The organism is Christensenella hongkongensis, assembly GCF_000981035.1.
Classification (GTDB): domain Bacteria; phylum Bacillota; class Clostridia; order Christensenellales; family Christensenellaceae; genus Christensenella; species Christensenella hongkongensis.
Map to the genome: position 1 here is coordinate 44,360 of NZ_LAYJ01000112.1, position 19,825 is coordinate 64,184.

Sequence of the window (19,825 nt, forward strand, 5' to 3'; positions counted from 1 at the left end):
CGCGATTTGTGGCAAGGGGTATGTATGAAGCTTGGGAAACGGTACCGGGGCGCGGATTTGTTTGAAAAGAGCAAGTATTCGAATTTGAATATTTGCCTTTTTTCGTTTGTTCTTGTACTTGTCTCAAGGCTCATCATTTATGTTTTTTATCAGGGATACGCAGCGCAAACGGGGGATGTGCGCGGTTTTTTGCCTGCGCTCAACATTTGGGATGCCCAGTGGTACCGCGGAATTACAGCAGGGGGCTATACTTATGGGGCCGATTATTCCGGCGGGCTGGTGAACTGGGCTTTTTTCCCCTTATTCAGTGTTATCGTGCGCGGAGCACACGCTGTAACGGGGGCTGATATCTGGCTGCTTGGCTTTATATTGAATATCATTTTCCAGGCTGCAGCGTTGTTTTTGATTTTTAAATATGTGCTCGAAACGCGCGGCGGCAAAGCAGGACAGGCAATCGTGGCATGTGTGCTGCTGTCTATGGGATGCTATTCGTTTTATTTTGCGAGTTATTATACGGAATCGCTCTACCTTCTGCTGTTCACCGGCTCCCTGTATTTCCTGTATCAACGAAATTACCTGCTGATGGGCGTATTTGGCTTTTTCCTGACGCTTACAAGGAACACGGGAATCGTGCTGCTGCTTGGCCTTCTGGTTCAGGTGATTGCGGATTACTGTAAGTTACATGGGAAAAAGAGTATAGCAGGTTTTTTCAGGTTTGCGTTTACAGACTGGAGATTATTGCTCGGGGCTGTTTTTACGGTCATGGGGCTTGTAATTTTTATGAGCTTTTTGTGGACGCGTACGGGCGATCCGCTCGCATTTATTCACGCGCAGGCGGCATGGGGCGGCGGGATTGGCAATCCGTTCGCTACGATCATAAGCGGATTTACATCCGGGGAAGGACGGCAGGCCTTTTTTGCGGCGTGTGCTGTTTGGGGACTGATCCTCAGCAGTTACCTTCTGTGGAAAAAACGGTTTGCGGAGGCGGCAATGGCGTTTGCTCTGCTGCTGATCCCTGTTTCGGTTCGCTTACAGTCTATCCCACGGTATTTGGTGGGAAATGTTGTCTTTATGCTGGGCTTTACCGACCTTATTGCATCATGGAACAAAAAATGGATTACAGTCCCCATCGTGGCCATTTCGGTACTGTTGGAATTTGGATGCCTGTTCCTCTGGTTCCGGGAATCTACTTTCCTGTGGTGAAAGAGCAAAAACTTTACAAAATATTCATCGCCGCAAAGCCTTTACACGATTGAACCCGCGGCCTTTTTATACTATAATAAAAGTCTATATGAAGTATAAAATGAGGGTAACAAAAAAATAATGTTCAATAATAATACGGTACAAATCACATCCTATGGGATTTTGAGCGATAAAGTAAAAAGCGGGGTTGTGGTAGCACACCTTTCAGACCTGCACGAAAAGGAGTTCGGGGAAAAAAACGGACAGCTGTTTGACAAGGTTTCAGGACTCATGCCGGATATCATTGCAATCACGGGCGATATGGTTGCCCACGGGCACCAGAAGGAGATTGACGCGCAGTATACGAGGCAGTTTGCGCGGGAGGTGGCAGGAATTGCGCCCGCGTACTTTGTAACGGGGAATCACGAACGCAACTTTGACGGCAGGGTTGAAGATATTATGGAAGACCAGGGCATCACAGTGCTGCGCAGCGGGGATATCAGGACTGTCGAGGTGGGCAGGAGCGAGGTGAACCTCTCCGGAATGGACGATATCACATTTGACAATGTGGACGTGCTGAAATCTGTGGATGTTTTTACGCGGCGGGAGCAGGGGTTCAATATTTTCCTGGCGCACAGGCCGGAATATTATCCGCTGTACCTGCACAAAAACATTGACCTTGTGCTTTCCGGGCATACGCACGCAGGGCAGATCAGGTTCCCGAAGATCGGGGCGTTTGCCATGAGCGGACAGGGGTTTATGCCCAAATATGTGGAAGGCGAGTTTACGGACGGGGCGACCACGATGATTATCAGCCGCGGGCTTGGCTCGAGCGGCTATCCCAAAATACGAATCAATAATCCGCCGGAGCTGGTTGCGGTATATATCGAGCCGGATCCGAAGGAGCAGGTATAAAAGTTTTAAAATTTTGCAAAAGGGGAACACGACATGGAAAAGAAACCGTTCGTAACGAAGGAACAACTCGAGGAGATCGCGCGGAAATATCCTACGCCCTTCCACCTCTATGACGAAAGGGGAATCCGTGAAAACGCCCGGCGTATGAACCAGGCATTCTCGTGGAACAAGGGCTTTAAGGAATATTTTGCCGTGAAGGCGACGCCCAATCCAGTGATTATGAAAATACTGCGGGAGGAAGGCTGCGGGGTGGACTGCTCTTCCTATACGGAGCTGATGCTTTCGGATGCGTGCGGTTTTAAAGGCCATGAGATCATGTTTTCGTCAAACGACACGCCGGCTGAGGATTTTAAGCTGGCAAAGCAGCTTGGATCGATCATTAACCTCGACGACCTGACGCACGTGGATTTTTTGGAGAAGGTCGCGGGGATTCCGGAGACGATTTGCTGCAGGTATAATCCGGGCGGAACTTTCCAGATATCGACCAGCATTATGGATAACCCGGGCGAAGCCAAATATGGGATGACCTATGAGCAAATGCGCGAGGCTTACCTCAAGCTGCAAACGCTTGGCGCAAAATATTTTGGAATCCACGCATTTCTTGCAAGCAACACGCAGACTGAAGAATATTATCCGGCTCTCGCCAGGATATTATTTGAAGTTGCGGTGCGTCTGCGGGATGAAACAGGCGCGGATATCAGGTTTATCAACCTGTCGGGCGGCGTGGGGATTCCATACGAGCCGGGCGGCGAGCTGCCGGACATCCTGCGCATTGGCGCGGGGGTGGAAAAGGCTTTTCACGAAGTGCTTGTGCCGGCGGGTATGGGCGGCGTCGCGATTTTCACAGAGCTGGGACGTTTTATGCTCGGGCCGTACGGCTGCCTTGTGACGCGGGCAATGCACGAAAAGCATACGTACAAGGAATATATTGGCGTAGATGCGTGCGCGGCGAACCTGATGCGTCCGGCGATGTATGGTTCTTACCACCATATCACAGTCATGGGCAAGGAAGACGCGCCCGCAGACCATAAGTACGATGTGACGGGCGGGCTGTGCGAAAACAACGATAAGTTTGCGATCGACAGGATGCTGCCGAAAATCGATATGGGGGATTTGCTGGTGATCCACGATACGGGGGCGCATGGATTTTCGATGGGGTACAATTACAACGGAAAGCTGCGCAGCGCGGAGGTTCTTTTAAAAGAGGACGGCAGCACACAGCTCATCCGCCGTGCAGAAACCCCGGAAGATTACTTTGCGACGTTTGACTTTATGAACCTGTTTGATAAATAGAGGACGGCAGATATGAAAAAGCTGATTGCAACCATCTTAATAGCCGCAATGCTTGTAATGTGTTGTTCGTGCGGCCTTGCGCGGGATATTGCACAACTCGCGCGGGAGAGATTGCAAGAGGCTGGAACCGATGGGCGGTTGCCGCAGCATGGCAGCCTGCCTGCGCTCCCATCGCAGCCTGAACCGCAAATCGAGGCGGAGGACGAAACGTCGCCGCTTGAGGAAGAATTTGCCCAGCTTGCGGATCCGGAAGGGCTCCTTGCGGGAAATAATGTCCCTACGCTTGCAGACATCGAACAAAACGGCTTGTACACCTATCGGGAAGATACGGGCAGATATGTAAAAAGTACGCCGTTTATGGGTAAAGACAGCAATGTGGAGCTTGGCTTTAACCTGAACGGCAAAAACAATTACATCGACTATTGGTATACAGGCAGCCGTAAAACGGTCAATGCACAGCAAATTGTGAAAGAGTACGATTATCTTTACACGCTTGCAAGAGAAAGATATGGCAAGGTGACGATCCACTCATGGCTGATTAACCCGCTGGGCGTGGGCGACAACTTTGTTGTGATGGGCGAGTTTGACGAAGAAGAAATTACGGATGCGGTAAATGAAAACGAGGTCGCGGAATTTTATTACGCATGGAGCCGCCCGGGAAACAGCGCGGTTTATGTGTACCTGCATTTGCTGGGGGACGACACCTACGAGATAGGGCTCTCATACGATAGTTCAACGCAGTTCACGCCAAGCCCGGATGCGTTTGTATCGGTGCATTCCGGTTTATAATATATATGGATTGGTTTGTGAGCGAAAGGAACCTGAATGAGCAAAAAACTCGGCGGTGCGCCGGAGGAATATAAAAAAGAAGGAAGCGGAAAGAAAAAGGGCAGGCTTGCATGGGTTGTGATTGTTATTGCGGCTGCTGTTCTTGTATTTTCGCTTGTAAATATCATTGGCATTGGCAGCGATTGGTTTGCGACAGACCAGGCGTATCATGGCCTGAAGGAAATTGCCATGCCTTCTGCCGACGCGCAGCAGGACGCGCCCGGGGACCCGCTTGACAGGACGATTGATTTTGACGCGCTCAGGGCGGTCAATGAAGATATCATCGGCTGGATTTATATGCCGAACACACGCATCGATTATCCGCTGGTCATTGGAGAGGATAACGATTATTATATTTCGCACAATGCGAATAAGGAATCGGACCGCGCAGGCGCGATTTTTCTGGACGAGCAGAACAGTCCTGATTTTTCAGACCAGAATACCATTATTTACGGGCACCGCATGAACAGCGGCGCTATGTTTGCAGACCTGCATAAGTATCAGGATGAGGCGTTTTTCAGGGAAAATGACATCATCTATTTGTACCTGCCGGATGGAGCGGTTTCGAAGTACAGAATTTTTTCAGCCTATGTGGTAAACGAGGTGGATGAAACCTATACCATTGGGTTTGCAAGTGAGGACGATTATGCGTCTTACCTCGAAAAGATGAAGGAACGTTCCGGTGTGGAAACAGACATAGAGCTTTCGCCGCAGGATCGTATCATTACGCTTTCCACCTGTGTGAAAGGCCAGGATACCGACCGGTACGTGGTGCAGGCAGTGCTGCAAAAATAAAAAAGTAGCGGAAAATAAATCCCTTCGTTTTTACGAAGGGATTTTTTGCGCCATAAAAACAAGCGTTCCTGACCCCCAATCATTGCAGAAACGCTTGTTTTCGTGAAGAAATATGTTGGTTTTAACCACACAGGACACTCAAGAAGACGCCTGCGCTGTGGAAACGCATTTGGGACACAGGCCATAAAAAACAATCGTATGGGAGCGAATCCGGCATCCGCTGCTTTCTTCCACCTGTTTGTCAAACTCCGGAACATATTCGAAAGGAATATCTACCATTTCACCGCATTTCTCACAGATCATGTGATAGTGCTCTTCGAGCGTGCCGTCGAAATGGTCCGCTCCACCCGGAACGGGAATCTTCAGCAGCAATCCGTTTTGCGCAAGCTGATTGAGGTTGCGGTACACGGTTGCCAGACTCAGCCCGGGATGCTCCGGCTTCAAAAGAGAAAAGACACGGTCAGCTGTTGGATGAATCCTGTTTTCCAAAACTGTCTTTAAAATCAATTCCCTTTGTTTCGAATATATCATCGTTTAAGCACCTAACTAAGAATGATTATCATTCTTGATTATTATTATAATACGTTGCACAAAAAAGTCAACCACTTTTTTTAAAAAAGATTAATAAACCACAGAAAAACACGGGCGTTGATATTACAGGCGCAGAGCGGCGGCAATGAAAAGAAGAAATGATACCGATTATGAGGCCGTGCCGATTTTTTATGCGGTTACGATTCGTAAAGCGGGCGCGGTATTTGGAAACGGTTGAAAACCATCATTATGAGATACGCGCAAAGCGTTCCCAAAATAGCTCCGGCGAGTACGTCCGAAGGAAAGTGGACAAAAAGGTATACGCGTGAAAAAGCGATTAAAAGCGCGTAAACCGCAGCCGGTATGCGCATTTTTTTATTGGTTGCGTAGATAACGGTGAGTGCCGCAAAGGAAGAGGATGCGTGACCGGAGGGAAAGGAATATCCATCGGGAGTGGGAATGAGGAGATTTGACACGCCGAATTCTGCAAAGGGGCGCGGACGGGCGACCAGATCCTTAATGACCTGATCGCCAATGATATAGGCGAGTGCAACTGAAAAAAGAAGCATCCATCCATAACGGCGGGTACGCTTATCAAGCAGGAGAACAAAACCGCAAAGCAGCCAGATAAGGCCTTTGCTGTCGGTAAGCGTAAAGGCGGGAAGTAAACTGTTCAAAAAACCGCAGGATAATCCTGCAGCCGTACCAAAAAGCATCTGCAAATCCAATGTAAAGAGCATAGGTCACGACCTTTTGTTGTAATATTTTGTCATTATAGCGTATCTAAAAGAGAAATGCACGAAACTTTTTCTAAACAAATTATGAAGACAAGGAAAGAATTTTATGCGCAGTCATTGACTTTTATACGGCTTTATTATACAATAATAGGGCTTCAAAAATCTAAGAATGTGCCAGTAGCTCAGCTGGATAGAGTGTTTGACTACGAATCAAAAGGTCGGGGGTTCGAATCCCTTCTGGCACACCAAAAAGTCATTTTACGCATGAAATGCGTGGAATGGCTTTTTATTATGTCTGGGATTCGAACCCCGGGGGTTCATGCAAGCACGAGCGGAACGCGAAGGGCGATCGGCATCACAGGATTGCCTGAAATCCGAATCCTTTGACAGGGCTCGGATTTTTTTTATCATTGACAACCAAACAAATACCGGAAAATTCGTTAAATTTCTAATTGGATAATGCAAATTGAAAGCGTATAATGAAAAGTGCTGATGCGTTGCGCGGTATGCGGGGAGCGTCGGCACTTCATTTTTGTAATTTTATAAAAGTGCAATAAAATAATTTCCGGTGAAAAGCAATTTTGCCCATTTGTAATGGGGTGGTTGTTTGGTTTTGTGTTGCATCATTTTATATTGATAAACGGTAAAAAAATTACTGTCATTCCGAAAAAAGACATGAAAATACGATTTAGAACTACTTTTTTTTGTCATTTCTATACGAGCACATAAAATTGTGCATAGTTTATAATGAACAAAAGCACATAAAATTGATCTTCTATCAGTACCGGTCTACCCGAATCATCCCAATCAGTCTTCAAACAATATTTTGCTTTCATATGTTCTTTCCGGGCAAATACAGGCAGCGCATCACGGGTTGTTTTGTTGTGCAAAACGTTTGGAGGTAAAAATGAGTGAACAGTAAATTATTGAATATACGAAGTATACTCGACCTGGAGCAATGGCAAAAAATCCAGGATGAGCTGGCTTTGGTAACGGGGATGGCAATTTTGATCGTGGACTACAAAGGCGTTCCCGTGACAAGACACAGCGGGTGCACGGATTTTTGCGCGATTGTAAGGAAAAACCCGGACACGGCAAAATATTGCCAGAAATGCGATTCGCGCGGCGGCATCGAAGCCGCACGGCTCAACAAACCGTTTATGTACCTTTGCCACTGCGATATTCTGGACACGGCGATTCCGATTGTTGTGGACGAAAAATATATCGGCGCCGTAATGGCGGGGCAGGTAATGGCAGACGAGACGGACGCGTCGATTAGCCTGGAAAAGATATTGATGTCGACATACGAAAACAGCTTTATTGACCAGGACGGAAATTTGCGTGAAAAGTACGGCGAGATTCCAAGACTCCCTGTAAGGCGCATCAGCGCGATCATCGGTATGCTCTTCCACTTATGCAATTATATTGTAGGGGAAGCGATCAGCAAAAATATGATGAGCGAAACCTACGAAAAAATACTTGCAAAGGAAGGCGCACCGGGAGATTTTACAGACGATTCACTCAACACCATGATGGATATCAAAGAACAGGTGTCAAAAGCCATTATGACAAAGCAGCTTAAAACATCTGAGAAGAGAACGGAGGGGACTCCCCGGCATCAGATTTTAAGACCTGTGGTTGAATATATCCACAATAACAAACATGAAAATATTATGCTTGCACAAATGGCGCAGCTGTCGCACACCAGTCCAAGCTATTTAAGCCGTCTCTTTAAAAAGGAAATGGGAAAGACATTCTCAGACTATGTTGCGGATTTCAAAATGACGGTTGCAAAGGAATTGCTTGAGAATACGGATCTGTCCGTAACGGATATTTCAAATGACCTTGGGTTCAGCGATTCCGGATACTTTATCAAGATTTTTAAAAAACACGAAGGCGTAACCCCTGCTATTTTTCGCAAATACATGAAATGACAAGATAGTACGGTCAAAAAACTACGGTAACCGGAAGAAAAGTCAAAATTTTACGGTCAGGAAATACAAAATGAGGTCATTTGCGTATAATGCCTTTTGCGAATGTGCGGATTATAATGACAATACACCAACAAACAAACCTATAAGCCTAAGCCGCAATCTTCAATGAGGCGGCTGGCTGGATCAAAAAGAACGATATCCAAATAGATAATAAACCAGGTAAAAATTCCAGAGATTGTCTTATGTCCGTGATATTTGTGTAACCTTGTATAAAATTGTGATAGAAATCATGAATAAAATAATGAATAAAAGGAGTGACAGATTATGGCAAGAAGCTTTATTTCCCCATCCAGGTTTGTGTTAGGGGAAGGAGAATTGAAAAAATTGGGGGAGTATATAGCCGGATTTGGAAAAAAAGCGGTTTTAGTCGCGCATTCTGACGATTATGCGAGGGTAAAGGATATATTGGACGAAGGCCTTGCAAATACCGATTATGTGCATGCCGCGTTTGGCGGGGAATCCTGCGACAGGGAGATTGGCAGGGTTGTGGAAATCGTGGAAGAAAACGGGGCGGATGTTGTGATCGGTCTTGGGGGCGGGAAAGCGCTCGATACGGCAAAAGCAACGGCAACGCTGACCAAAAAGCCGGTGATCATCGTACCTACGATCGCTTCTACAGACGCTCCAACCAGCGCGCTTGCAATTATTTATACCGATGAGGGCGAATTTGACCGCTATATGCACCTGCCAAAAAATCCTGATCTTGTGTTGGTGGATTCCGGGATTGTGGCAAAGGCGCCTACCAGATTCCTGATTTCAGGAATGGGCGACGCGCTGGCGACGGTATTTGAAGCACGCGCATGTATCAAGGCAAATAAGCCGAATATGTCGGGCGGCCACAGCACCAAAGCAGCGGCTGCGATTGCGGAAACGTGCTATGCGACGCTGCTTGAAGATGCGCATAAGGCAAAGGCGGCAAGCGACGCAAATGTGGTGACGACGGCGCTTGAGAATATCATTGAAACAAATATCCTTTTAAGCGGGCTTGGATTTGAAAGCAGCGGCCTTGCTGCGGCCCACGCGATTCACGACGGGCTGACGGTCCTCGAGGAAACACATCATTATTACCATGGGGAAAAGGTGGCGTTCGGCACGCTGGTACAGCTTGTTTTGGAAAATGCGGATGAAGAGACGCTGGTGGAGGTGCTTGATTTTTGCAGATCGCTTTCGCTGCCGGTATGCCTGGCAGATCTCGGTGTGGAAGAACTCACGGATGAGCGCCTTATGAGGGTGGCGGAGCATTCCTGCTCTGAGCTAGAGACGATGGATAATATGCCTTTTAAAGTATGCCCCGGTGACGTCGCTGCGGCAATCCGGGCGGCGGATGTGATTGGGAGGACCTGGAAATGNAAAAAATAATGAACGAGGTCGTATCCGTTGTGGATGAAATGTGTGAAGGCATCATCCTTGCGGATGCGGACCTTGAACTGAACGAAAGATACCGGATTGTGAAAAGAAAGAAGCTGGACAAAAACAAGGTATGCCTGATCTCCGGCGGGGGAAGCGGGCATGAGCCCGCACATGCCGGATTTGTAGGGGAGGGCATGCTTTCTGCGGCGGTGTGCGGAGACGTATTCGCTTCACCGTCTACCATACAGGTTTACAATGCGATTCTGGAAACGGAAAGCGATGCGGGAACGCTGCTCATCATCAAAAATTATTCAGGCGATTGCATGAATTTTGACGCTGCCGCTGAAATGGCAAGCGAGGACGGAATCGATGTGCAATGTGTTTACGTAAACGACGACATTGCTGTGCAGGACAGTCTTTATACCATTGGCAGACGTGGCGTTGCGGGAACAATATTTGTCCACAAGATTGCAGGGGCGGCGGCAGAGGCAGGAAAAAAACTGGATGAAGTAAAGCGCATCGCAGAAAAAACGATCGCGAACGTTAAGACGATTGGTTTCGCGCTCAGCTCCTGTACGGTTCCTGCAAAAGGAACGCCAACTTTTGCAATCGAAGACGGGGAAATGGAGTTCGGCGTGGGGATACACGGCGAGCCGGGCATTGAGCGCTGCGCTGCGGAACCATCGGCTAAAACAGCCAAACGGATGTGCGATATGCTGGTAAGCGAGCTGGCGCTGAAAAGCGCAGACGAATGCGCGCTGCTTATAAACGGGCTTGGAGGAACGCCGCTGATGGAGCTGTATATTCTGAACAAGGATATTTATAAAGAGCTTGAAAGCAGGGGAATCACAGTCCACGAAACGTTTGTTGGAAATTATATGACGTCGCTGGATATGGCGGGCGCGTCGGCGTCGCTGCTCAAGCTGGACGATGAATTGAAGAAACTGCTGGACAGCCCGGCAAACACATTGGCCTTGAAATTGTAAGGGGTGGAATGCAACATGAACATTACTGTTATGGATGTAAAAAATGTGATCGCAAAGCTATGCGATATTGTAATCAAAAACGAGGTTTATTTTTGCGAGCTGGATTCGGCTGCGGGAGACGGGGATTTTGGGATGTCGCTTTCCAAGGGTTTTAAGGAAGTGAAAAAGCAGCTCGATGAGATTGAAACAGGGGACGTCAGCCGGTTTGTAAAGGGCTGCGCGATGATTATAACCGAATACTGCGGCGGTGCGTCGGGGCCAATCTGGGGATCTGCATTTCGTGCGGCGGCGTTGAGCGTGAAAGGGAAAGAAACAATCCGCGAAACGGATGTGCCGCTGATGCTCCATGCGGCGATCGAAGGGATTCGGAAACGCGGCGGCGCAAAGCTTGGAGATAAAACGCTGCTTGACGCGCTGATTCCCGCGCAGGAGACGATGGAAACCTCCCTTCGGGAAGGCAAACCGTTCCGCGAGGCGGTTGCCGACGCAGCGCAAAGCGCGGAGCAGGGCGCAGAAAATACCAAAAAAATTACAGCAAACAAAGGGCGCGCCTCCTATCTTGGGGAACGCAGCATCAATTACCCGGACGCGGGAGCGGTGGCGATCAGCGTAATTTTTAAGAGCTTTGCATAAAGCGATTCCCACCAATCATATCTAAGCACAATCATACTATTGCATAACTGGAAAACGCAAAATTGTAGCAAAAAAGGTTCGCTTACAACTACAGTATTCTTCTTGCTACACATTCTGCGGAAAATGGTTCTGAAAATGATGCGGGAAAGGAATTGAAAAAATGAAAACAATCACGGAAGCAAGCAGGGAAATACCGGTCTTATGCGAGACTGACGTCGTCGTCATCGGCGGCGGGGCTGCGGGTATTGGCGCGGCGCTTGGCGCAGGACGGACCGGCGCAAAAACGGTACTGATTGAACGTTTTGGCTGCCTTGGCGGATGCCAGACGCTCACATTCAACGATTCGTTTACATTTATTGACGACAGGATTCAGGGCGGGTTGATACAGGAGATTATCGACAAGCTGCATGCGGGCGGCGCGGTATACAAATCGAGTGTCGGATCGCACAAGGCGCATTGGAGCGCGGATGAAGGCTGCTTTTATTTTGATCCGGAGTATTACAAGATGATGCTGGAAAAAATGATGGGTGAAGCGGGGGTGCAGCTGTTGTATCACGCGTTTGCGGTGGAAGCCATCCATGAAGGGGATGAAATAAAAGGCGTTGTCATAGAAAGCTGGCAGGGGCGGCATGCAATCCTTGCCAAAACGGTGATCGATTGCACGGGCATTGCAGACCTTGCATGGAAGGCGGGCGCGTCGGTTACCGGAGAAGAAGGCTATAAGGATAATAAATACGGCCCCTATAAAGGAATGCACATGGCATTCGGCTATGGATATTTTATCCGCGGGGTAGACTATATGAGATTCAGGAAATTTGCGGAAGAAAACCCGGAGGAATGGGATGACTGGGTGAAGGGCAGGAAGCTTTTCACGCAGGCGAAAAAAGATGGCGAGCTGTATTCGTTCCGCGACAGCTGTATCTTCCAGGAATATGAGGACGGCAGGGTATGGATGCTAAGCCCCGGATATCCGATTGCCAAGGGCAATCATCCGTGGGAGGCGGAGCAAATATCGCTTGCGACAGTGGATATCAGGAAACAGGCGTTTTCCATCCTGAATTTACTCAAAAAGCATGTTCCGGGTTTTGAAAACGCGACCATCGAGCAGACTGCGGCAAAGCTTTTACACAGGGACGGGCACAGGATCGTCGGAAAGTACACGATTACAGAGGATGATATGCGCGGAGGGACGACCTTTGAGGATGCGATCACGTGCTGCAATATGCCGCCGGATCCGTTCTTCCCGGATGGAGGGCATCACTTCAAATTTGATGTGACTCCATATGATATTCCATACCGCAGCCTTGTTTCCAAGGATTTTGGAAACCTGATGGCAGCGGGCGGCGCAAGCTCTATGGACCTCATTACCTGGGCTGCGCTGCGGTATTGCACGCCCAGCGTATGTACGGGCCAGGCCGCGGGCACTGCGGCTGCAATGTCTGCAAAACAAGGCATTATGCCAAGCGAGCTTAATGTAAAAGAATTGCAGAAGGAGCTAAACAGCCAGGGGCTTGTGACGACAAACAAAGACCTGCCCGCTTCCGTAATCGACGAATACGCCAGAAGAGAGCGCGAATGGGGCAACGGATTTGGGATGTAACGGATTTGTTTCGGTGATGAAAGGAGTAAGGATATGAAAACTGTGTTTGAAGCTTCCAGGGAAGTACCGGTTTTATATGATACCGATGTAGTTGTGATCGGCGGCGGCCCGGCGGGAATCGGCGCTGCGCTGGCATCTGCCAGGAATGGGGCAAAAACGGTTTTGGTAGAAAAGTATGGATGCCTGGGCGGGAACCAGACGCTGACACACAACGATAATTATACGTTTGTGGACGACCGCATCCAGGGCGGGATTGTGCAGGAAATCATAGACCGCCTGAAACAAAATAAAGCGACGTTCAATTCAAGCGTGGGATGCCTGCGCGACAACTGGAGCGTTGGAACGGGCTGTATTTATTTCGACGAGGAGTATTACAAACTAATGCTCGAGGAAATGATGGAGGAAGCGGGCGTAACGCTCGTTTACCACGCGAGCGCCACAAAGGGGATCGCGGAAGGAAATTCCTTAAAGGGAATTTTCATTGAAACGCACGAGGGCCGTCAGGCGATCCTTGCGGAAACGGTGATCGATTGCACGGGTATCGCGCATATCGCATGGCAGTCCGGAGCCGCGGTGACGGGCGAAGAAGGATATCCCGACGACCGGTTTGGGCCATTCAAGGGAATGCACATGGGATTTGGCTACGGCTTTTGGATGTGCGGCGTCGATTATAAAAAGTTCAGAGAGTTCGCGGAACAGAATGTCGACGAGTGGGACTACTGGGTTAAGGGAAGAAAACTGTTCCTGCAGGAAAAAGAAGCGGGAAGGCTGTATACGCCGCGGAACAGCACCCTGATGATCGAATACGCGAACGGAAGATGCTGGTTTATCGGCGCGTACCAACCCATTGAAAAAGGCAGCCATCCGTGGATGGAAAAAGACCTGAGCGATGCGGAGGTTGATATGAGGAAACAGGCGTGGTCTATCTGGGAAGCTTTCCGGAATAATGTCCCGGGCTTTGAGCACTCCAAGATCGAACAAACGCCTATCCGGCTGCTGCTGCGTGATGGACACAGGATCGTAGGCGAGTACACGATTACGGACGAGGATATGAAGAGCGCTAAGACATTTGACGATGCGATCGCCTGCTGTAATATGCCGCAGGATCCGTTTTTTCCAAACGCCAGCCACCGGTTCATTTACAATATAACGCCGTATGATATCCCATACCGCTCCATGGTGTCAAAGGATTTTGATAATCTCCTTGCCGCCGGCGGATCGGCGTCTATGGATCTCGTTACGTGGGCTGCCCTGCGGTATTGCACGCCGAGCATCTGCACCGGACAGGCGGCGGGAACCGCAGCGGCGCTTGCGAAAAAGCTGGGGACTACCGTGAAGGATATTGACGTGAAGCTGGTGCAGGACGCGCTTCACGAGCAGGGCATGATAACGACCAACAAGCAGCTTTCGCCTGAAGTGGTTGAAGAATACAAGCTGAGGACAAAAACGTGGAACAGGGGGCTGAAGCTGTAATATACGCTGGAAATTCCCGCCATGAAGGGAACGGAAACTAATAGATTTGGAGGAATGTATTGATGATTCTCCGTTTTGAGAATGTAACAAAATATTTCGGCGGATTGGCTGCGGTGAAGGATGTCTCTTTTAACCTGGAGTCAAACCAGATACTGGGACTCATCGGGCCGAACGGTTCAGGAAAAACGACCTGCTTTAACCTGATTACAGGCGTGCACAAGCCGACCAGCGGAAGTATCCTGTTTGAAGACAAGGAAATCAGCGGGCTGCCCTCGCATAAAATCGCGAGGATGGGAGTCGCGCGGACATTCCAGATCAGCAGCGTTTTCCCGGATTTGTCTGCCGTTGAAAACGTCGTGACAGCGCATCATTGCCGGATGAAATCAAATTTTGTCACTGGGCTGTTTGGCATCTGCGGCACGCTCAAAGAAGAAAAACGCGTGCTGGAGCACAGCCGGGAGCTGCTTGGATTTGTCGGGCTGGAAGAAAAGATGGACACCAGGGCGGGTTCGCTTACAAGCGCGGACCAGCGCAGACTGATGATTGCGATTGCAATGGCTACGGAACCAAAGCTGTTGATGCTGGACGAACCGTGCGCGGGTATGATAGAGGACGAACGCGCAGACCTTGTGCAGCTGATACGCAAGGTCTGCGACGGAGGCGTGCCGGTTCTTTTGGTGGAGCATCATATGAAGATGATTATGGAGGTATGCCACCATGTAGTCGTGCTCAACCTTGGGCAGAAAATCGCGGAAGGAAGGCCGGAGGAAATACAGAAAAATGAAGCCGTGATCGAGGCGTATCTGGGAAGGAGTGGAAATCATGCTTAAAGTGGAAAATCTCGTGACCTGCTATGGCAGTATTGAGGTGCTGCATGGTTTGAACTTCCATGCGGATACCGGCAAAATAACGGTTTTGATCGGTACAAACGGCGCGGGGAAAACAACGACCATGAAAACGATTATGGGCATGATGCGCGCGAAAAGCGGAAGCATCGAATGGAACGGAACCCAGATCAACAAAATGAAATCGCACGACGTCACAAAGAGCGGCGTATCGCTGTGCCCGGAGGGACGGCAGCTTTTCCCCGAGATGACGGTATATGAAAACCTGATTATGGGCGCATATACACGCACGGACAAAAAAGAGATCGCGGATTCGATCGAGGAAGTGTTTGGATGGTTTCCACGCCTGAAAGACAGGACGGCGCAGCAGGCGGGAACGCTTTCGGGAGGAGAGCAGGAAATGCTTGCAATCGCGCGCGCTCTGATGGCAAGGCCGGAGCTTTTGATGCTCGACGAGCCGTCGTGGGGACTGGCGCCCATCCTCGTAGAAGAGGTTGGAGAAATCATTAAAAATATAAACAGCCGCGGAAAGACGGTATTGCTCGTAGAGCAAAACACACAGATGGCGCTTGATCTGGCTGATTATGTTTATGTGCTTGAGACGGGAAATATTGTGATCGAGGGCACGGCGGAGGAATTATCCAGAGATAAACAGATTCAGGAAACCTACCTGGGAATTTGACGCCATTTCCCTGTGGGGAGAGAAAAAACATTATTTTGGAGGGAAATTATGGATAATGCTATACTTCTTCAGCAGATCGTAAACGGTATCGTCACTGGAAGTATTTACGCCCTGATCGGCATGGGATTATCACAGATCTACGGAGTCCTTGGGATTTCGCACTTTGCACACGGCTCGGTTGTGATGGTTGGAGGGTACATCGGTTATACGTTTGCGAGAATGCTGGGCGTACCGTGGATTGCCGCGGCGCTGATTGCAATCGTGGGATGCGCGCTGCTTGGCATGTTTCTGGAACGGTACTGTTACAGGGTAATCATAAAAGGGCCGCCCATCAATATTTTTATCATGGCATTGGGGCTGCTGTTTATCTTTGAAAACCTTTGCCAGATGATTTGGGGTGCTGATCCGGTTTCGATCCAGGCGGTAGGAAATACGACGCTGCATATCGGGCCGATTGCGATTACATCGTTCCGCTTATACGTAATTATTATCAATTTGGCGCTTATGGGCGTACTTGCATTTATGATGAAGCAAACCAAGCTTGGACGCTCTATCCGCGCAATGGCGCAAAACCGCGAGGCGGCGACAATGGTGGGCGTCAATGTCAATAAGACCAGCGGCGCGGTATTTGCAATCGGAAGCGCGCTTGCAGGGCTGTGCGGTATTTTTGTGACAAGCCTGCTGCAGATGTTTCCCTCCTACGGCGGGGACATCGTTATGAAAGGCTTTGCGGTTATGATACTTGGTGGGCTTGGAAGCATACCGGGCGTGATTATCGGCGGCCTTATTATGGGTATCGTGGAAAGCCTCGGGGCAAGCTTTGTGTCGGCTGCGTACAAAGATGCGTTTGGTTTTATCATCATCATCCTGGTGCTTATCTTCAAGCCGAACGGCCTGTTTGGCAAAAGAAGCAGGGCAACCAAATAAATTGGGAAATCTTACGGAACGGCAAAGACGGTTCCGCCGGAAAAGACAGGTTTCTGAAAAGAAAAGAATAAAAGAGGTTAAAAGGAGGAATGAAAAAATGAAAAGCAAGAATTTAAAAGTACTATGCCTGGTGATAGTGATTGCGCTCTTTGCGGTTGCAGCTTTCGGTTGCGGTGCGCCTGCGGCTGACGGCGGCGCGGCAACGCCGGGAGGAGCGGCGGCAGGCGACGGAAGCGGCGCTGCAGCTTCGGAGGGCGGCGCAAAAGCAGGTGCAAGCGGGAATAAGGTGCTCAAAATCGGAGTGGACGATTCGCTCACGGGTACGGGCGCGCCATATGGCCTGCCTGCGGCAAACGCCGTAAAGCTGGGAGCATCTGAGGTGAACGCTGAGGGCGGCATCAAGATCGGCGACGAAACATATGACATTGAAGTGATAACGTACGACAACAAGAGCGACGCGACGGAAGGCGTTTCGACGATCCAGAAGCTGATGGATGTGGATAACGTAAATTACGTACTTGGCTGGAGCTCCAGCACTTCAACGATTTCCGCAGCACAGCAGATACCCGGCAAAGAGATCACGATGCTGGTCGGCAATGCACGTTCCCCGCAGATACTGCTGTATTCGCCCGGGAATACCTTCCGCAGCGCGACAGCGAACTGCTATGATCCGGTATCCGACTGCCAGTATATCAAAGACAATCTGGGAGTGAGTAAGGTGGCTGTTCTGGCGTTCTTTAACGACACAGGCTACAGCGTACATGCAAATAATGTAATCGACGCGTTCGAAAAGATCGGAGTAGAGGTTGTGGCGCAGGAAACGATGAACGCCGGGGACCTTGACCTTTTGAGCCAGATGACGAACATTGCAAATTCTGGAGCGGACGGCCTTTATATGGCGGGCAATATCGAGGAATCCGCAATGGCGTTGCGCCAGCTGCGCGAGCTCGGTTCCACAATCCCAATGATTACCTATTCCAGCGGCACAGGCCCGCAGTGGCTTGAGACCTGCACGAACGACCAGATGGACGGCAGCTACGCGATCCGCCCGCAGGTTGCGGAAGAAGGCGGTGAAAACGGCGAGCAGTCTGATGCGTTTATCAAAAAATATGAGGAAATGTTTGGCGAAAACCCAAGCCAGACGGCGACGAACGGCTACGACAATTTCTGGATTCTGATGGCAGCGCTGCAAAAAGCGGGCACAACGGAGTGGGAGTCTGTAAACAACGCAATTAAGGAACTGAAGGTGGAGGATCTTGATCCGCGGGTGATCATCGAATATACGCCACTTGACGGCGGATTGCTGTTTGACGACCTTGGACAGGCGTATCATCCGTACACGGTTTCCAAGTGGAGCATGGATGAACAGAATTGGGCTTATGAAGACACCATCGGCAAGGATATCGGACCGGATTTCCTGCATAATTACCTCAAAGAGTATTGCGAGCAGGAAGGGATCGAGTTTCCGGGAAAATAAGTAAAATGGCGCTTGCCTGCGGGGGCTTACGGGCCCCCGCAAAAAGCAGGCTGGATAAAAACTGCTTTAGACCAATACGGGGGCGGTGAAGCCGTGAACATAATTCGGGAAGCGGAAAAAGAAACGCCATTGCTATGCGACGGCCACCGTACCGTAGGCAAGTATACGCTGCGGGAAGACGATATATATGGAACGAGGACGTTCGAGGATTCTATCTGGACGCCGCTTCCGGATGGCCCCCACCATTTTAAATTCAACGTACCGCCATACGATATTCCATACCGGCGTATTGTTTTCTGTGATTTGACAATCTTTTGGCGGCAGGGGATGGTAGACCGCGCCGGAGGCGGCTGCAGAATATGCGCGCCGCGCAAAAGAATGGGGCGACGGCTTTCGAATCAGCGAATAACCGGCGCTTTGGCATAGCTGCTTTTCTGCAAAAGCGGCGGCAAGGATATTTATAATCCCATACGGCTTTATTGAGCAAGGAAATCGTGCGGCCTTTGCAATGCTGCGCCGCAATGTATCATAAGGAAGGAGAAGTTTCTATGTTGAAAAAATCGAAAAAAAGATCGATGATCATGGGCGCTGTTGCAGCCGCCGTATTGCTGGTCATGATCTTTTTGCCGCAGATTGTCACAACATCCTATTATCTTCATCTGATCATCGTAACGCTGATCTGGATTGTTATGACGTCCGGCCTTAATATCATCCAGGGGTATGCGGGGTATGTATCCATGTGCCAGGTGGCTTTCTATGGAATCGGCGCGTATGTATCCGGACTGCTGATGTCCAAGCTGGGGCTGTCTATGCCCGTGGGCCTTTTGATGGCTGTTGCAATCGGACTCGTTGTGGGAGCGGTGATCGGGATTCCGTCCCTGCGGACGAAGGGGCATTATTTTTCAATCGTTACACTGGCATTTACAATGCTGGTATTTACGATCATGAAAGGCTGGCACGAGGTAACCGGGGGAATACAGGGATTTTCTATCCCTCCGCTCAAAGGTGATTTTTTTGGACTGCCGCTTTCCTCGAGGGAAGGGTATTTCTACATTGTTCTGATAGCGGCGGTGCTGACTTTGCTTTTTGTGTACCGGTTGTTTAAATCAAAAACGGGCCGCGCGATTGTTACGCTGCGTGAAAATGAAGACCTCGCAAAAGCTGTGGGCATCAATGCAACGGGAACAAAGCTTCTGGCGTTTGAGCTGAGCGCTGTGCTGGGCTGCGTGGGCGGGGTGCTTTACGCACACTATATGAATTTTGTGAATCCGACCACCTTTGCAGCGGGAATTGGAATGAATGCGATTTTAGCAGTGATGATCGGAGGCTGCGGAACGGTGATCGGACCGATTGTCGGTTCTGTGGTGGTAACGTTCCTGCCGGAGCTGCTTCGTACCGCGGAGCTCTACAGGCAGCTGGTGTTTGGCATCCTCGTATTGCTGATCGTATTCGTACTTCCAAACGGCGTGATGCAGCCGATTGTAAAAGGATTCAAGAAGCTGTTCAGTAAAATGACGGGAAAACATAACCGGAAGGCCGAAAGCCAGATGGAATGAGATGCAAGGCGATATCAATAT

At 49.6% G+C, this 19,825-nt stretch carries 17 protein-coding genes, 1 tRNA gene and 1 pseudogene; 17 read left to right on the forward strand and 2 right to left on the reverse strand.

The window, feature by feature from the left end:
* The first annotated feature begins 24 nt into the window (after positions 1–24).
* From CHK_RS10290 to srtB, 5 genes are all read left to right on the forward strand, one after another.
* Positions 25–1,203, forward strand: a complete 1,179-nt coding sequence (locus CHK_RS10290) for a hypothetical protein (RefSeq protein ID WP_046443972.1) — start codon at positions 25–27, stop codon at positions 1,201–1,203.
* Positions 1,204–1,323: 120 nt separating this feature from the next.
* Entirely contained in the window at positions 1,324–2,097 is a 774-nt protein-coding gene (locus CHK_RS10295; protein WP_052740519.1) for a metallophosphoesterase, read from the forward strand.
* A gap of 33 nt (positions 2,098–2,130) precedes the next feature.
* Entirely contained in the window at positions 2,131–3,390 is a 1,260-nt protein-coding gene (locus CHK_RS10300; RefSeq protein ID WP_046443973.1) for a diaminopimelate decarboxylase, read from the forward strand.
* 12 nt (positions 3,391–3,402) lie between these two features.
* Positions 3,403–4,179, forward strand: coding sequence for a hypothetical protein (locus CHK_RS10305; RefSeq protein ID WP_046443974.1), 777 nt, complete (start codon positions 3,403–3,405; stop codon positions 4,177–4,179).
* Between the two features lie 36 nt (positions 4,180–4,215).
* Positions 4,216–5,013 (forward strand): class B sortase, encoded by a 798-nt coding sequence (srtB, locus tag CHK_RS10310; RefSeq protein WP_052740520.1) that lies wholly within the window; start codon positions 4,216–4,218, stop codon positions 5,011–5,013.
* A 138-nt stretch (positions 5,014–5,151) separates the two neighbouring features.
* Here srtB and CHK_RS10315 read toward each other — a convergent pair whose 3' ends face one another.
* The gene (locus CHK_RS10315; RefSeq protein ID WP_046443975.1) at positions 5,152–5,544 is read right to left on the reverse strand and encodes a Fur family transcriptional regulator; all 393 of its coding nucleotides are present in this window, start codon (positions 5,542–5,544) and stop codon (positions 5,152–5,154) included.
* 197 nt (positions 5,545–5,741) lie between these two features.
* Positions 5,742–6,221: a phosphatase PAP2 family protein gene (locus CHK_RS10320; protein WP_046444286.1), complete on the reverse strand. Its 480-nt coding sequence runs from the start codon at positions 6,219–6,221 to the stop codon at positions 5,742–5,744.
* Between the two features lie 231 nt (positions 6,222–6,452).
* Between CHK_RS10320 and CHK_RS10325 the strand changes: the two genes are divergently transcribed.
* From CHK_RS10325 to CHK_RS10385, 12 genes and pseudogenes are all read left to right on the forward strand, one after another.
* Positions 6,453–6,529, forward strand: a tRNA-Arg gene (locus CHK_RS10325).
* A 663-nt stretch (positions 6,530–7,192) separates the two neighbouring features.
* Positions 7,193–8,215: a PocR ligand-binding domain-containing protein gene (locus CHK_RS10330; RefSeq protein ID WP_046443976.1), complete on the forward strand. Its 1,023-nt coding sequence runs from the start codon at positions 7,193–7,195 to the stop codon at positions 8,213–8,215.
* 324 nt (positions 8,216–8,539) lie between these two features.
* Positions 8,540–9,634 carry a glycerol dehydrogenase gene (locus tag CHK_RS10335; protein ID WP_046443977.1) on the forward strand — a complete coding sequence of 365 codons (1,095 nt, stop codon included), beginning with the start codon at positions 8,540–8,542 and terminating at the stop codon, positions 9,632–9,634.
* Positions 9,622–11,244 (forward strand): annotated as a pseudogene (gene dhaK / locus CHK_RS17180) (dihydroxyacetone kinase subunit DhaK). The gene CHK_RS10335 and the pseudogene dhaK overlap by 13 nt, the downstream one beginning before the upstream one ends.
* A 160-nt stretch (positions 11,245–11,404) precedes the next feature.
* Positions 11,405–12,844 (forward strand): FAD-dependent oxidoreductase, encoded by a 1,440-nt coding sequence (locus CHK_RS10350; protein ID WP_046443980.1) that lies wholly within the window; start codon positions 11,405–11,407, stop codon positions 12,842–12,844.
* A 33-nt stretch (positions 12,845–12,877) separates the two neighbouring features.
* Positions 12,878–14,317, forward strand: coding sequence for an FAD-dependent oxidoreductase (locus tag CHK_RS10355; protein ID WP_046443981.1), 1,440 nt, complete (start codon positions 12,878–12,880; stop codon positions 14,315–14,317).
* A gap of 62 nt (positions 14,318–14,379) precedes the next feature.
* Complete coding sequence (locus CHK_RS10360; RefSeq protein ID WP_046443982.1) at positions 14,380–15,147, forward strand: ABC transporter ATP-binding protein; 768 nt, start codon at positions 14,380–14,382, stop codon at positions 15,145–15,147.
* The gene (locus CHK_RS10365; protein ID WP_046443983.1) at positions 15,140–15,844 is read left to right on the forward strand and encodes an ABC transporter ATP-binding protein; all 705 of its coding nucleotides are present in this window, start codon (positions 15,140–15,142) and stop codon (positions 15,842–15,844) included. Before CHK_RS10360 ends, CHK_RS10365 begins: the two co-directional genes overlap by 8 nt.
* Positions 15,845–15,892: 48 nt before the next feature.
* The gene (locus CHK_RS10370; RefSeq protein WP_046443984.1) at positions 15,893–16,771 is read left to right on the forward strand and encodes a branched-chain amino acid ABC transporter permease; all 879 of its coding nucleotides are present in this window, start codon (positions 15,893–15,895) and stop codon (positions 16,769–16,771) included.
* 97 nt (positions 16,772–16,868) lie between these two features.
* Positions 16,869–18,248: an ABC transporter substrate-binding protein gene (locus tag CHK_RS10375; RefSeq protein WP_046443985.1), complete on the forward strand. Its 1,380-nt coding sequence runs from the start codon at positions 16,869–16,871 to the stop codon at positions 18,246–18,248.
* 93 nt (positions 18,249–18,341) lie between these two features.
* The gene (locus tag CHK_RS10380; protein ID WP_131924648.1) at positions 18,342–18,674 is read left to right on the forward strand and encodes a hypothetical protein; all 333 of its coding nucleotides are present in this window, start codon (positions 18,342–18,344) and stop codon (positions 18,672–18,674) included.
* Between the two features lie 122 nt (positions 18,675–18,796).
* Positions 18,797–19,804: a branched-chain amino acid ABC transporter permease gene (locus tag CHK_RS10385; protein ID WP_052740522.1), complete on the forward strand. Its 1,008-nt coding sequence runs from the start codon at positions 18,797–18,799 to the stop codon at positions 19,802–19,804.
* Positions 19,805–19,825 lie beyond the last annotated feature (21 nt).

Coding starts and splice junctions, on each gene's coding strand:
- CHK_RS10290 (WP_046443972.1), top strand. CDS start 25: ATGAAGCTTGGGAAACGGTACCGGGGCGCGGATTTGTTTGAAAAGAGC.
- CHK_RS10295 (WP_052740519.1), top strand. CDS start 1,324: ATGTTCAATAATAATACGGTACAAATCACATCCTATGGGATTTTGAGC.
- CHK_RS10300 (WP_046443973.1), top strand. CDS start 2,131: ATGGAAAAGAAACCGTTCGTAACGAAGGAACAACTCGAGGAGATCGCG.
- CHK_RS10305 (WP_046443974.1), top strand. CDS start 3,403: ATGAAAAAGCTGATTGCAACCATCTTAATAGCCGCAATGCTTGTAATG.
- srtB (WP_052740520.1), top strand. CDS start 4,216: ATGAGCAAAAAACTCGGCGGTGCGCCGGAGGAATATAAAAAAGAAGGA.
- CHK_RS10315 (WP_046443975.1), bottom strand. CDS start 5,544: ATGATATATTCGAAACAAAGGGAATTGATTTTAAAGACAGTTTTGGAA.
- CHK_RS10350 (WP_046443980.1), top strand. CDS start 11,405: ATGAAAACAATCACGGAAGCAAGCAGGGAAATACCGGTCTTATGCGAG.
- CHK_RS10355 (WP_046443981.1), top strand. CDS start 12,878: ATGAAAACTGTGTTTGAAGCTTCCAGGGAAGTACCGGTTTTATATGAT.
- CHK_RS10360 (WP_046443982.1), top strand. CDS start 14,380: ATGATTCTCCGTTTTGAGAATGTAACAAAATATTTCGGCGGATTGGCT.
- CHK_RS10365 (WP_046443983.1), top strand. CDS start 15,140: ATGCTTAAAGTGGAAAATCTCGTGACCTGCTATGGCAGTATTGAGGTG.
- CHK_RS10370 (WP_046443984.1), top strand. CDS start 15,893: ATGGATAATGCTATACTTCTTCAGCAGATCGTAAACGGTATCGTCACT.
- CHK_RS10375 (WP_046443985.1), top strand. CDS start 16,869: ATGAAAAGCAAGAATTTAAAAGTACTATGCCTGGTGATAGTGATTGCG.
- CHK_RS10385 (WP_052740522.1), top strand. CDS start 18,797: ATGTTGAAAAAATCGAAAAAAAGATCGATGATCATGGGCGCTGTTGCA.